At 62.5% G+C, this 12,568-nt stretch carries 13 protein-coding genes; 4 read left to right on the top strand and 9 right to left on the bottom strand.

Annotation, left to right across the window (positions count from 1 at the left end; genetic code table 11):
• The first annotated feature begins 37 nt into the window (after positions 1-37).
• The gene (locus ACROUL_RS14945) at positions 38-634 is read left to right on the top strand and encodes an isochorismatase family cysteine hydrolase (protein WP_431301318.1); all 597 of its coding nucleotides are present in this window, start codon (positions 38-40) and stop codon (positions 632-634) included.
• On the opposite strand, the gene ACROUL_RS14940 is transcribed toward ACROUL_RS14945, so the two are convergent.
• The 9 genes from ACROUL_RS14940 to ACROUL_RS14900 all read right to left on the bottom strand — a co-directional run bounded on the left by ACROUL_RS14940 (position 631) and on the right by ACROUL_RS14900 (position 8,139).
• A complete protein-coding gene (locus ACROUL_RS14940; RefSeq protein WP_431300252.1) occupies positions 631-1,323 on the bottom strand; it encodes a GntR family transcriptional regulator in 693 nt (230 codons plus the stop codon). The genes ACROUL_RS14945 and ACROUL_RS14940 overlap by 4 nt on opposite strands.
• A 185-nt stretch (positions 1,324-1,508) precedes the next feature.
• A complete protein-coding gene (locus ACROUL_RS14935) occupies positions 1,509-2,057 on the bottom strand; it encodes a nuclear transport factor 2 family protein (protein WP_431300251.1) in 549 nt (182 codons plus the stop codon).
• A 31-nt stretch (positions 2,058-2,088) separates the two neighbouring features.
• Positions 2,089-2,883: an SDR family NAD(P)-dependent oxidoreductase gene (locus tag ACROUL_RS14930; RefSeq protein ID WP_431300250.1), complete on the bottom strand. Its 795-nt coding sequence runs from the start codon at positions 2,881-2,883 to the stop codon at positions 2,089-2,091.
• 65 nt (positions 2,884-2,948) lie between these two features.
• A complete protein-coding gene (locus ACROUL_RS14925; RefSeq protein ID WP_431300249.1) occupies positions 2,949-3,686 on the bottom strand; it encodes an amino acid ABC transporter ATP-binding protein in 738 nt (245 codons plus the stop codon).
• Positions 3,637-4,350 carry an amino acid ABC transporter permease gene (locus tag ACROUL_RS14920; protein ID WP_431300248.1) on the bottom strand — a complete coding sequence of 238 codons (714 nt, stop codon included), beginning with the start codon at positions 4,348-4,350 and terminating at the stop codon, positions 3,637-3,639. Before ACROUL_RS14920 ends, ACROUL_RS14925 begins: the two co-directional genes overlap by 50 nt.
• Complete coding sequence (locus ACROUL_RS14915; protein WP_431300247.1) at positions 4,350-5,027, bottom strand: amino acid ABC transporter permease; 678 nt, start codon at positions 5,025-5,027, stop codon at positions 4,350-4,352. The genes ACROUL_RS14920 and ACROUL_RS14915 overlap by 1 nt, the downstream gene beginning before the upstream one ends.
• A gap of 61 nt (positions 5,028-5,088) precedes the next feature.
• Positions 5,089-5,898, bottom strand: a complete 810-nt coding sequence (locus ACROUL_RS14910; RefSeq protein ID WP_431300246.1) for a transporter substrate-binding domain-containing protein — start codon at positions 5,896-5,898, stop codon at positions 5,089-5,091.
• Positions 5,899-6,117: 219 nt separating this feature from the next.
• Positions 6,118-7,593 carry an aldo/keto reductase gene (locus ACROUL_RS14905; protein ID WP_431300245.1) on the bottom strand — a complete coding sequence of 492 codons (1,476 nt, stop codon included), beginning with the start codon at positions 7,591-7,593 and terminating at the stop codon, positions 6,118-6,120.
• Positions 7,594-7,674: 81 nt separating this feature from the next.
• Positions 7,675-8,139 (bottom strand): nuclear transport factor 2 family protein, encoded by a 465-nt coding sequence (locus ACROUL_RS14900; protein WP_431300244.1) that lies wholly within the window; start codon positions 8,137-8,139, stop codon positions 7,675-7,677.
• Positions 8,140-8,383: 244 nt separating this feature from the next.
• On the opposite strand from ACROUL_RS14900, the gene ACROUL_RS14895 reads away from it, so the two are divergent.
• From ACROUL_RS14895 to gcvPB, 3 genes are all read left to right on the top strand, one after another.
• Positions 8,384-9,535, top strand: coding sequence for an ATP-NAD kinase family protein (locus ACROUL_RS14895; protein ID WP_431300243.1), 1,152 nt, complete (start codon positions 8,384-8,386; stop codon positions 9,533-9,535).
• 100 nt (positions 9,536-9,635) lie between these two features.
• A complete protein-coding gene (gcvPA, locus tag ACROUL_RS14890) occupies positions 9,636-11,009 on the top strand; it encodes an aminomethyl-transferring glycine dehydrogenase subunit GcvPA (protein ID WP_431300242.1) in 1,374 nt (457 codons plus the stop codon).
• A complete protein-coding gene (gene gcvPB, locus ACROUL_RS14885) occupies positions 11,006-12,568 on the top strand; it encodes an aminomethyl-transferring glycine dehydrogenase subunit GcvPB (RefSeq protein ID WP_431300241.1) in 1,563 nt (520 codons plus the stop codon). The genes gcvPA and gcvPB overlap by 4 nt, the downstream gene beginning before the upstream one ends.

The raw sequence follows: 12,568 nt of genomic DNA, 5'->3' as shown, positions 1-12,568 counted from the left end.
GTCCCGCAACATCGCGATTGTTCCCGAACGTGCCGCCATGCTTTTCATCGATGTCCAGAATTTTTCCTGCCACCCGGACGGCGCGGAATGGAAGGACATGTCCGACGAAGAGCTTGCAGCGAAGAAGACAAGTTTTCTGGCGCATTTCAACGCGAATGTCCTGCCGAACATGCAGGCCGTTCAGGCAGCCTGCCGAAGCGCCGGGATCGAGGTGCTTTACACCACGATCGAAAGCTTGACGAAGGATGGTCGTGAAAGAAGCCTCGATTACAAGATCACCGGGTTCAACGTGCCGAAAGGGTCGTGGGACGGAAAGGTGATTGATGCGATCTCGCCGGGTGAGGATGAAATCGTCCTACCCAAGTCGTCTTCGTCCGTCTTCATCTCGACCAACATCGACTATATCTTGCGCAACCTCGGCGTGCAGCAACTGATCCTGTCCGGCGTGCTGACCGACCAGTGCGTCGAGAGCGCGATCCGCGATGCCTGCGATATAGGTTACCTGGTCACGCAGGTTACGGATGCCTGCGCTACCTTTGGTGAAGCGCGGCAAACCGCATCCTTGAGCGCGATCAGGGGGTATTGCCGACAGGTGACCACGGCAGAGCTTCTGGCGGAGCTTGGACGGACCTAGGCGCCGCGAAACCCCGGCGCGCGGCGTTCGTATTCGATCAGGGCGAGACTGGCCGCAACCCGGATGTGGCTTTCGCAGGCGGCGAAGGCCGCATCGGGATCGCGTTGGATGGCACAGGCCGAAATGATCCGGTCGAGTTCTTCGGACGAAAGCCGCACCCGATCATCATCCACAAACGCAAAACGCCGGAAGATCGCGATGCGCGCGTGAATGCCCCCAAGAACATCGGCCAACGCCGGGTTGCCGCCGCCTTCGAGCAGCACGGCGTAGAATGCGGCCTTGAAGTCCTCGCGGCTTTGGACCGATCCGTCGCGGTAGTCTGGAATAAGTCGCTTGCGCAGGTGAAGCATCTTCCGGATGACGGCCTGGTCTGCATTGGCGGCAAAGAGACGGCCGGCAAGACCCTCCAGGGCAGCCCGCACCACATAGATGGCCTTGATCTCGGTTTCGCTCAGAACGGCCACGATGGGACCCTGAGCCGGAACGACACGGATCAGATGCTCCGTCTCCAGCTGCCGCAAGGCTTCTCGGATCACGGTCCGCGATACGCCGTAAGTCGCACACAACCCGCTCTCGATCAGGCGCTGGCCGGGAACGAGGACGCCATTGAGGATGTCCTCGCGAATTGCCCGGACGACCTGCTGCCGCAAGGGAGCGGCGGTCCTTGCGATGATTGACTGACCGTTCATGCCGATTTCCACACTCTTTGCCGTCATGCCAAGTGCAGTACTTCCGAAGTCCCGTGCAAGTCCACCTTGCGAATTTCTCACCTTGGCTTTGGTAGCCGGCAAAAGCGCAGATCAGGTGGAGGTTGGTGGGTCAGCCAACCCTGTTTCAGCAACAGCGGCGCACTCGGCTGGGTTGAGGCAGCACGTCAGATTGCGGCTGGGCGATCTTGGTCAGGAGGCGCGCCGTCGATGCCCTCGGGCGGCCGCCAACCTGGGGGCGGTGCGGCCCGTATGGCCTGCGGAATGGCCACCCGGAACCCCTGATCCGCGCCGTTCATGTCCATGCGGCGTTCCTGGATGCGCCATCCGTCGGGCGTTCGGGTCAGCAGGTCCAGATAGCGACCGTAGAGCGTGGCCGTCTGGCCATCGGGCCGCTCGTGCCATGCGAGGACATAGCTTTCGGCGCGGGCGGCATCGGAGGTGAGGGCGCAAATGCGAAGGTTGGACAGATGATGCGCCGTGCGCTTCCAGCGCCACATCCGAGCCAAAGAGGCCGCGAGCGCGGCACGGCCACAGGCCGTCAGGTGCGGCTCAGGGCCGTAGATCACGACGCAATCGTGTGTGAACAAGCCCGCTAGTGCCGACAAGTCCATGCGGTCCAAGTGGTGGCAATAGTCGGTCAGCACATCCTCGATTTCGTGGCGATCCACGCAGGTCGGCCGGGACCCTTGGGCAGTGAACGCATCGTTCGACATCTTGGAATCCCCCTTCCAGCAGCCTTGCCGTTCAGCGCAACTCCAGCAGACCGCCATCGACAGGGATGATCTGCCCCGTCATCCAAGACGACCGGTCCGAGGCGAGAAACAGTACGATCTCTGCGATTTCCTTGGGGGTCCCCCAGCGGGAAATCGGATAGCGACCGATCACCTGTTGCAACAAGCTCTCGAATTCGGCGTCATCCGCAGCGCGGGCACGAAACTGCGATTCAGAAAGTGGCGTGCGGATCGCACCGGGCGCCACGGCGTTCACCCGAACTCCGCGCGATGCGAAATCCGCCGCAAGCTGACGGGTCAGCGCCACGACCGCGCCTTTCGAGGCCGAGTAGGCTGCAGTTCCCTTCATGCCCACCAGACCCACGGTCGAGGCGGTGAAAACCAGAGTTCCGGCCGGGCTGGCCAGCAGATGCGGCAGAACGGCGCGGGCGGTCAGAAATGCCCCGGTCGCGTTGATCTGCAGGGCCCGGTTCCATTCGGCCAGCGAGATCGACAGGATGTCTCCCTCTACCATCACCCCTGCATTGGCGACGGCGGTGTCGATCCTTCCGGTCCACTCGAGCGCCCGCGCGGCCATGGCCGCAACGGACGCCTCGTCCGTCACCTCGACGGCAATCCCGAGTGCACGGTGGCCAGCGGCGCTCAGGTCCGCGGCCAGCTTGACCGCGCCTGCCGCGTTCAGATCAGCACAAACCACCGCCATGCCCTCTGTGGCGAAGCGCTGTGCGATGGCGCGGCCGATCCCCGAGGCGGCCCCGGTAACGATGGCGGTCCGCTGGTCTGAGGTCGCGTCGTTCAAAGATGTCATTTTTCACCCTGCATCGTCGATCGAATGGTTGCGACGTGGGTCCGGCAGGGCCGGGTCGTCACGGATCAGTGCCGCAGAATCTTGCCGAAGAAATCGCGGGCCCGTTCGGTTTTGGGGTTGTCAAACATCTCCTTCGGCGAGCCGGTTTCGATGATTTCGCCGGAGTCCATGAAGACCACCTTGTTTGCAACCTCGCGCACGAAGGCCATTTCGTGGCTGACGATGATCATCGTCATGCCTTCGGAAGCAAGCCTGCGGATTGTGTCCAGCACTTCGGTCACCAGTTCTGGGTCCAGGGCTGACGTCACCTCGTCCAGCAGCAAGATCTGCGGCTTGAGGGCAAGCGCGCGGGCAATCGCAACTCGCTGCTGTTGGCCCCCCGACAACTGGTCGGGATAGGCGTCGTGCTTGTGGGCCAAGCCAACAAGGTCCAGCAACCGCGCGGCTTCGGCCTCGACCTCGCCCTTGGCGCGTCCCTTTATCTTGGTCGGAGCGAGGGTGACGTTGCGCATGACGGTCATGTTCTGGAACAGGTTGTACTGCTGGAACACGATTGCCATCCGGTCGCGCGCCCCGCGCACGGCGGCAGCACTTTTGTAGTTGATGCTTTGGCCGGCGATATCCACACCGCCAGAGGTGATAGGCGTCAGACCGACCAGCGCACGCAGCACCGTGGATTTGCCCGACCCGGAGGGGCCGATCAGTGCAGCAATCTCGCCCTTCTCGATGGTGAGGTTGATGCCGCGAAGGACTTCATGCGCGCCGTACTTTGCGCGCACTTCGTTGACCGCGAGGTGTGGCAAGTCGTTTCTCCAGATATTGCCCCAGAAGCGTAAGTGGGAAGGAAAGGATGAAGTAGCAAAGCGCGATGGTCCCAAAGACCAGCGCACCTGAATAGCCCTGATTGTTCAGCTCTTTGGCGCGGAATGTCAGTTCGAAAACGCCGATCTGGCTTACAAGGGCGGTGTCCTTGATGAAAGACACCGCAAAGGCGATGGCCGGCGGGATGATGACCGGCCATGCTTGGGGCAGAACCACCATGAAGGTGGTCTGAAACCGCGAGAAGTTCATCGCCGTTGCAGCCTCGACCTGGGTATGTGGCACCGATTCAAGCCCGCCCCGGATGATGTCGGCCGTATAGGCCACTGCATAAAGGCAGATAGCGATCACCGCGATGGTGAATAGCGAGGCATTGGGGGTAAGCGTCTGGATGAAGAACAACACCAGATAGACGATCACAAGAAATGGGATACGCCGGAAGAATTCCACATAGGTCACGCAGACGATCCGCAGCGGCAGTGCCCATAACCCTGGCGTCTGCCGAAGGTACACCAATACGAAGGCGAGCCCGAACCCGATCAGACAGCCGACAAGCGTCATCGACAGGGTCATGAAGGCCGCTTCGGCCAGCATCGACATGTTGGTTGCGGTAAAGAAGCGTGGAATCTGTTCCAACAGGCGGTCCATCAGAAAATCCTCGCTCGGACGCGAAACGCCCAGCGGCCAAACAGCGCCAGGCCGATGCTGGCGACAAAGGTGAGGACGACGTACATCACGGCCACAACGGTGAAATACTCCAGCCAGCGATAGTTCACCGACGACAGGTTGATCGCCTGGCCCGTCAACTCGTCGACACCGACGAGGGCGCCGATCGAGGTGCCCATGACCAGGATCACGACGAAGAAGTTTGCCAGCGCGGGATAGATCGATTTTGCGATATGTGGCACCACGATGTAACGGATCTGCTGGAGGATCGACATGCCCAGTACCTGCCCGGCCTCCAGTTCGGTCCGGCGCACAGACAGAAACCCCGCGCGCATGATCAGCGTCAGATAGGCGCCTGCGTTCAGGATCAGGCCGATCATGAGACAGGCCTCGCTAGACCACCGGATGCCAAATTCGGGCAGCCCGTAATAGAGGAAGTAGATCTGGATCAGGGCAGGCGTGTTGGTGACCGCCACGACATAGATGTGAACCGGTAGCCGCAAGATGAATGGGCCATAGGCGACTATCGCAGCGCACAGCAGGCCTATCAGAGCCCCGCCCGAGAAGGCCAGCGTTCCGAGCTGGAAGGTCAGAAGTGCGCCCTGAAGCAGAGCGCCGAGGTTTTCCCAAACGATGCCGTACTGAAATGTGTAGTCCATTTGATCCCTGACGCAACGGCACCCGCCGCCTTTCGGCCACGGGTGCCTTTATTGATGTACGTCAGAAGTACGGGGTTGGCTCGACTTTACGCAACATCGGAGCGCCGTAGTACTGCTCCCACAGGGCATTGACGGTGCCCGAGGAATGCAGATTGAAAAGCGCAATGTTCAGCACTTCGGCAAGGTTCTCGTTGCCTTGGCTGACACCGATCGCGCAATAGGCCACGTCGATCGGATCGGGCAGCACGCGCCACTTCACGTCCGGGTAGTTCTTGGTGAAAGCCATGAAAAAGTCGATGTTCTCGACGATTGCATCGGCACGGCCCTGTGCGACCAGACGTACCGTGTCGGCCATGGTGTCGACGAGTTCGACCTTCACCGCCGGCATGTTTTCCGCCGTCCAGTCGACCGTCCAGTTTCCACGCATGTTGGCAAGCGTGACGCCGTCGCGGTTCAGTTCCTTCCAGTCATTGCCTTCGAGCGATTCGGTGGTCAGGACCGCCAGTACTTCGGTGTGCAGGGGCACGGTAAAGTCGATCAACTTGGCCCGTTCTGCGTTGCGGGTCAGCGCGCCCAGTGAAATGTCGATACGGTCGGAAACCAGGAAAGGCACGCGCTGCGGCGTTTCGGTTGGCACCCATTCGACTTCAACGCCGATTGCTGCAGCGAGCGCCTTGCCGATTTCGATGTCGAAACCCTCCCATTCACCTGCGTCGTTGCGCACGCTCATGTTGGGGAAGTTCGGGTTGATGCCGATGCGGATCGTGCCGGCGGTCAGAATGTCATCAAGGCTTCGGGCCTGAACGGCCGATGCGGCAGATGCTGCAAGCGCAAGTGCGGCAATACTCGTGAGCAGGGTTCTTCTGAACATGGATTGTCCTCTCCCATTGAGCTCCCGGATCAGGGGCAGCTGATTGTTGTCTTGGCTCGGTTGGTTCGAGTTCTCTCTGGCGTTGTGCGCAAAACGAACATTTGTGCGTAGTCAGCGTCCTGTAGAATTTTCGTCCTGTCAATCGCCATCACGACTTTCGTGAAAGCAGTTTTGCATTCCGGGCTGTTGTCGGAGCAAATCGTGGCTTGCACTGGGGCATCATGCGTCGGGTTCAACCACGGCTTCTGCCTCGATCTCCACCGCGTAAGGTCCGATCAGGGAGGCAACGGCAACCAGAGTGTTGGCGGGCCGGACATCGGCGAAATAGCGTGCATGCACCGCAGACACGCATTGCCAATCGTCGGCATTGCTCAAGTATATCCGGGTTCGCACGATGTCCTCAGGTCTGGCCCCGAGCGACCCAGCGGCGGCAATGATCTTGTCCAGGATATAGACGGTCTGCCCCTCGGCATCACCGGGGCAGACTGGCTCACCGGTCGCGTCGGTGGCAGTCGTGCCACTGATCAGGATCCGGTCGCCTACCCGCACCGCCCGGCTGAAACCGGCCTTGGCCTCCCAGACCGACCCGCTGCTGGCGCGCGACCGTGCCGGGCGGGCAGGCTGCGCAGACACCGGGAAGACCGGCGGCAGCGCATCAAGGTGGTGGCTCAGGTCGCCTGAGGCGGTCAGGAACGGGGGCTTGCGGTATTCATCGCCGCAATCGCCCGGAATCGGGGTCAGGCCCGCGGTTGCGGCCGCGATGGCGGCGCGGTCCTCGGCATCAAGGTGTAGGTCGAAGACACGCAGATTGTCTGCCCGATGCTCGCCCTCGCCCAGCCGCGCGCCAATGATGGTACCTGCGACGGCGGGGTGATCCAACACCCAGCGCGATGCGAGGTTCGAGACCGAAACGCCGTGCTTGCGGGCAATGGGGGCAAGCGTGGCCATCAGGGCCTGAAATGCACCCCAGCCGCCCGCTGCGTCGATGAATCGCTTGTATTTCATCCGGCTCCAGTCGGCGATGTCGTCGGGTTCCGGCCGGTCGACCCAGCGATCCGACAGATAGCCACCGCACAGCGTGCCAAAAGCCAGCAGCCCGACCCCTTCGGCCATTGCAACCTCCGATAGGGCGTTGGCCGCACGCCGGTCCAGCAGCGAAAAACAGACCTGATTGGTAGCGATGTCGATGCCGTAGCGGATCACCATGCGCAGGTGGGCAGCATCGAAATTGGTCAAACCGATTTCGCGGATCAGCCCTTCCTCGCGAAGCCGCATCAGATGCATCAGCGCATCCAGATATTCCGGCGACTCGTAGCGCCACCAATGGAATTGCAGGATATCGACGGTATCGAGGTTCAGTCGCCTGAGCGACGTCTCCACGCCCGCGCGGGCAACATCCATCGTCATTGTACCCGGTGGGGGGCACCATTTCGTCAGGATTGTCGGGGGCTTTTCTCCTGCATTTCGCATGGCGCGATGAACCATGCCGGCCACGATTTCGGCGCTGCCGTAGTGGTCGGCCATGTCGAAGGTGTCAAAGCCAGCGCGAGCATATTCAGTCAGCGCTGCGGCTGCGGCATCCAGATCGAACGGACGGCCGTCGCGTTCCTGATCGGCCATCTGCCACAGACCGGTGATCAGCCGGCGAAGCGGCAACCCATGCGTCAGGGTAGTGGTTTCAGGTTCGGTGGCCATGGTGCTGTCCTTGCGATTGGGGTGGCCTGCTGGTCCGTCTGGCGGCAGCGGTGCATTGGGTCGGATAAAAGACACGCCGCTTCATCTGCGCCCGATCGGGTGCATGGTGGCGCGGTGGAAATCCTGTGATCCGGCGGCCTTGAGAACCAGCGACGAGATCCGCCAGCCGTCTGGCTCGCGCGCGAACCTGTGGTGATACTGCCCCCACAACTCCCCGTCCGGCGCGCCGTTGTGATAGCGGTGCCAGGCATAGAGATAGCATATGCTGTGGGCCTGATCGGGTGTGTCGAAGGTGATGGTCACATTCGACACGTGATGGCTGGTAGCGGCGAAGGTCTTGGTCAGGCCGGACGCTATGGCTGCGCTGATTGCCTGGGCACCGATCAGATCTGGCACTTCGGGGCCGTAATCGACAACCGCATCGGCGCTGAAAAGTGCGGCAACCGCAGCGGGTTCGTTCCGGTCAAAGTGAAAACAGTAGGCGTGGATCAGATCGGTTATCGCGACGCGGTTCAGCAACATTTGGATGGCAGCGCCTTGGTCCATCGTCTTGTCCCTGACCCGAAGATCCGCCTGTGTAATGCGCCTGGCGCACAAGTGTTCACAGGACTATGGGTTCATCTAAGTGGGCATCTGTCAAGGACTGGCGGGCCGCGCTTCGGTACGGCCGTCCCTGCGGCATGTGATTTGCCTTGACGATCAGGTGTCGCGGTACTTTCAATTCGCTCTTGTCGGCAAGTCTGCGCAGAAGCGGGCGTTCTGCCCTTGGGATGGCGCAAGCACGGAGGCGATGACCTACATGGCGACAGCGGAACGCCGGGCAAGGCCGCTTCGGATCGGCTTGATTGTCAACCCTGTGGCTGGGTTGGGCGGGTCTGCGGGGTTGAAGGGCACGGATGGGCCGGGCACCGTGGCGGAGGCGCTGCGTCGTGGCGCGGTACCGCAGGCGGGCGCGCGGACAGCCCGTGCACTGGCCCAACTGGCACGGATGCACCCTGGAGCAGAGATCATGGCTGCCCCCGGCACCCTGGGGGCGGATTGGGTGCTGGGTCTGGCGTTGCGCGTTGTGGTTCTGGAAATGCCCCCGCTTACAGGAACCGCCCGCGATACGAAGATGGCTGTCGCAGCGATGGGTGCGGTTGATCTGGTGGCCTTTGCCGGTGGGGACGGCACGGCGCGCGATGTGCTGGCCAGCCTTACGAAGGGTGGCGCGATGTTGGGCATCCCGTGCGGTGTAAAGATGCATTCGGGCGTCTTTGCGGTATCGCCGGAGCGCGCGGGTCATCTGCTGGCTGATCTGGTCGGAGCGCCGGAGCGGGTCGGCTGGACGGATGAGGCCGAGGTGATGGACATCGACGAGGCGGCGTTGCGCGCGGGTCACATCGCGCCGCGGCTTTACGGGCTGGCGCGAGTGCCGATCGCCCGTACGATGATGCAGGCCGCCAAGGGTGGGCTACGCCGAGACAGTGCGGCCGCGCTTGCCGCCGCCGCCGCCGAGGTGGCGCAGGCGATGCCGGACGATGTGCTGCATGTCGTCGGCCCGGGGACCAGCGCGGGAGCGGTGAGCCGCGCGCTGGGTGCGGTACCGACGCTGTTGGGCGTGGATGCGTTTCGCAACGGGCAGCGTGTCGCCCGCGATGCTGACGGCGCAGAATTGCTGCGGCTGGCAGGGGATGGCCCTGTGCGGCTGGTGCTGGGGGTGACGGGCCAGCAGGGCTTTGTGCTGGGACGCGGCAATCAGCAGATCAGTCCCGCGATTGTGCGTCGCGCCGGGCGGGAAGGGCTGTGCGTTCTGGCAACTGAAGACAAGCTTGCGGCCCTGTCCAGCCCGCACCTTTGGGTGGATACCGGCGACGCGGAACTGGACGCCGAGCTTGCCGGATTCTTGCGGGTTCAGACTGGCGCGGCGAGATTCACGATGATGCGCATCGGAATAAGTTGAACATCTTTGTGCGATATGCAAACTTTTGTGCTGAAGTTGAGATTCCAAGCAAACTGCGGAGCAAACCGGAATGGCTGTCGAACAACGGGCACATCCATGGATGGCAAACTCGGCACCCGGCGTTCTTGAGGCGATGCTTGCCGAAATCGGCGCATCTTCGGTCGCAGAGGTGTTTCAGCAAATCCCGCAGGACCATCTGCGCAAGGCCCCGCTGAACCTACCGCCCGCACTGAGTTCGGAACTGGAGCTGAAGCGCGAGCTGGTGAGCAAGCTGCGCAAGAACCAGAGCTGCGAAGATTACCTGAGCTTTCTTGGCGCTGGCTGCTGGCAGCACCATGTGCCTGCCGTGGTGGACGAGATTGTGGGGCGCACCGAGTTTGCCACCAACGTCTGGGGGTCGTACCAGTCCGACCACGGGCGCAATCAGGCATGGTTCGAATTTTCCAGCCAGCTTGGCGCGCTTCTGAACCTCGATGTGGTGCAGCTGCCGGTCTATTCCTGGGGCTGTGCCATAGGTCACGCGGTCCGCATGGCCGCCCGGATCACCGGGCGCAGCCGCGTTCTGGTGCCCGCGTTCAGTGACCCCGAACGCCTGTCGGTGATCCGCACGTATTGCCGGCCGACCGCAATGGCAAACCACATCGAAGTGGTGCTTGTGGCCGCCGATCCGGTTACCGGGCGGCTGGACCTGAACGACCTGCGCGCCAAACTGGGGCCGGATGTGGCAGCGGTATACTTCGAGAACCCGGCCTATCTTGGCACGATCGAGACCGGGGCTGCCGACATCGCACGGCTAGCGCGGGCGGCCGGTGCGGAAACCATCGTGGGCGTCGATCCTGTCAGCCTTGGCGTGATCATGGCGCCGGGCGATTATGGCGCGGATATCGTGGTCGGGCCCACGCAGCCCCTTGGCGTACACATGCATTGCGGCGGCGGGGTCGGCGGCTTCATCGCGTCGCGCGACGAGGAGCGGTATGTCCGGGAATACAACGGTTTTCTGGTGTCCATCGCGGAAACCCGGCAAGACGGGCAGTTCGGGTTCGGGCTGGCCTGCGCGCATCAGAATTCCTACGGCATGCGCGAAAACGGCAAGGACTGGACGGGAAATTCGACATATCTCTGGGCGATTGCGGGGGCGGTCTACATGAGCCTGCTGGGGCCCGAGGGGTTTCGCGAGCTTGGCACCCTGATCGTGTCGCGCGCGCGATATGCGGCTGGTTTGCTGGCCGCCGTGCCGGGTGTGCGGGTGCCGTTCGGCACGACGTTCAAGGAATTTGTGGTCACCTTTGACGGCACCGGCAAGACCGTGACCGAGATCAACGATGCCCTGCGCGCGCGCGGCATCTTTGGCGGAAAGGATATCTCGGACGAGGGGTTCGGCCTTGGCCAAGCGGCGCTGTTCTGCGTGACCGAGGTGCACAGCGCCGCCGATATCCGCAGACTTGCGGACGCAGTCGGGGAGATCTGCAAATGACCGGATTGCCGCAATATCACTCTGCGCGCTGGGATGAACCCGTGGTCATGGCAATGGGCCGACCCGGCTCGCGCGGGCAGTTGTTTTCGGCACCCGAGGCCGAAGTGGCCGCAGTCGTGGGCGATGATCTGATCCCGGCGGCCATGGCGCGCAAAGACCGCCCGGCTTTGCCCGAAATCACCGAATTCGAGGCGCAGCGGCATTATCTGCACCTGTCGCAGATGACCCTTGGCATGATGGGCGTCAGCCTGTTCGGCACCTGCACGATGAAATACAATTCCAAGACCGCCGAGGCCGCGACCCTGCGTCCCGAACTGGCCGAGGTGCACCCCTATCAGCACCCCGACACCTTGCAGGGCGTGCTTGAAATCATGCACGATTTCGACGGCATCCTGCGTGAATTGTCCGGCATGGACCAGTTCATCTTTCAGGCCGGGGGCGGGGCCGACGCCGCCTACACCATGACCGCCGTGGCGCGGGCCTACTGGGCCGACCGGGGGATGCTGGGCGAGCGGACCGAAATGGTGACATCGATCCAGGCGCACCCGTGCAATCCGGCAACGGCGGCGGCGGCGGGCTTTACCGTGGTCAACCTGCCGCTGGAGGAGAACGGCTATCCTTCGCTTGAGGCGCTGAACGCTGCGGTCGGGCCGAAAACCGCGCTGGTGATGATCAACAACCCCGACGACATGGGCATCTACAATCCCGAGATCAAGGAATGGGTCCGCGTCGCCAAGGAGGCGGGCGCGCTGTGTTTCTATGACCATGCTAATTTCAACGGCGTGATGGGAAAGCTTTGCGCGCGGGAGCTTGGGTTCGACGCCTGCATGTTCATGCTGCACAAGACCTTTGGCGCGCCCAAAGGCGGTGGCGGCCCGGCTGTGGGGGCCTACGGCTGTTCGGCGGACCTTGCCCCGTATCTGCCGACGCCGGTTGTGGCGCACCGGGGCGGGAAATATGTGCTGGATGCCGACCGGCCCAAATCGGCGGGCAAGATCCGCGAATTCTGGGGGAACGTGCCTCAGGTCGTCAAAGCCTACGCCTGGGCGCGGTCCATGGGGGCGGACGGGATCAACCTTGCCTCCGACATCTCGGTCGTTGCCAACAACTACATGGACCTGAAACTGAGCCAGATTCCGGGGCTTGCGATTTCGCACCCCGACATCAAATCCCGCCGGATGGAGATGACGCGCTGGTCGCTCGCACCGCTAACCGCCGAAACCGGCATCGGTACCGTGGATTTTGCCAACCGCATGGCCGACTACGGGATTGATCCGTGGTGGATGAGCCATGAGCCATGGATCGTGCCCGAACCCTTCACTCCCGAGGCGGGCGAGTTGTGGTCGAAGGAAGATATCGACCACTGGATCGCCGTGGTGGCCCAGATCGCCAAGGAAGCGCGTGAAACGCCTGAACTTGTGCGTACTGCGCCGCACAATCAGGCCATTGCGCAGGTCAAGGGTGCGGCGTTCGAAGACCCCGCGCTATGGGCGATGACCTGGCGCGCGTTTCTTCGCAAACGTGCGGGTGATGTCGCAGCTGAACGTGGCGCGGCCTGA

The organism is Tabrizicola sp. BL-A-41-H6 (assembly GCF_050632395.1).
Lineage (GTDB): Bacteria > Pseudomonadota > Alphaproteobacteria > Rhodobacterales > Rhodobacteraceae > JAUYQR01.
This window is presented reverse-complemented; position numbering and strand designations above follow the sequence as displayed.